Below are 1,045 nucleotides of genomic sequence, written 5' to 3'. Positions count from 1 at the left end.
TGGGGATTCGAGCGCGGGGAAGGAGCATGGCGATCTCGTGGACGAATTGACCGTCGCGGGTGTGGTGACCCACATCATCGGCGGCGCGGATGTCGCTGGCGAACTCGACGCCAAGCGTGCCATCGAACAGGGCACACGACTGGCCGCGAAGATCTGACCGGCTACGCTGACTGATCGTGAGCCTGCCGACACCCACAACCACAGCCCGCGCCGTAGTGACCGGCGCCTCCTCCGGCATCGGAGAGGCACTGGCCGCTGATCTGGCATCACGCGGACACTCCCTGATCCTCGTCGCCCGTCGCGGCGAGGTCATGGAGGTCCTCGCCGAGAAGCTTCGCGCCGCGCACGGCGTCGAGGTGGAGGTCCGTGCATCGGACCTCTCCGACAGCGCGGCGCGTGCCGTTCTCGTCGAGGAGCTCGGTGGCCGCGACATCAGCATCCTGTGCAACAACGCCGGTATCGCCACCTTCGGGCCGATCGCCGAGCTGGACCCGGCATACGAGCGCGACCAGGTCGAGCTCAACGCCGTTGCAGTGCACGACCTCACGCTGGCCGTGCTTCCGGGCATGCTCGCACGCAAGTCCGGAGCCATCCTGATGGTCGGATCCGCGGCCGGCAACATGCCGATCCCCAACAACGCGACGTACGCCGCCACGAAAGCGTTCGTGAACACCTTCGCGGAATCGTTGCGCGGTGAGCTCAAGGGCACCGGAGTGAACGTCACCCTGCTCGCCCCAGGCCCTGTACGCACCGAAACTCCGGACCCGGCCGAAGCGTCGATCGTCGACAAGCTCGTCCCGGACTTCTTCTGGATCTCGAGCGAGTACACCGCCAAGGTCTCGCTCGACGGCCTGGCCGAGAACAAGATGCGCGTCGTACCGGGCATCTTGAGCAAGGCGATGTCCGTCGCGGGCGGTTACAGCCCGCGTGCCGTCGTTGCGCCCATCGTGGGCACGTTCTACAAGAAGCTCGGCGGCTGATTCACGCAAACTTCTCAGAGCAGGCCATAGCAGACCGTAAAGTCGGTTAATGGCGATGCGACGAA

At 65.6% G+C, this 1,045-nt stretch carries 1 protein-coding gene; it reads left to right on the top strand.

Annotated elements, in window-relative coordinates; all coding sequences use genetic code 11:
• Positions 1–176: 176 nt before the first annotated feature.
• Positions 177–980 carry a mycolate reductase gene (cmrA, locus tag ABT116_RS50070; RefSeq protein WP_019749133.1) on the top strand — a complete coding sequence of 268 codons (804 nt, stop codon included), beginning with the start codon at positions 177–179 and terminating at the stop codon, positions 978–980.
• The last annotated feature ends 65 nt before the right edge of the window (positions 981–1,045 follow it).

It is taken from the genome of Streptomyces sp. NPDC002130 (assembly GCF_040296465.1).
Classification (GTDB): domain Bacteria; phylum Actinomycetota; class Actinomycetes; order Streptomycetales; family Streptomycetaceae; genus Streptomyces.
This window is presented reverse-complemented; position numbering and strand designations above follow the sequence as displayed.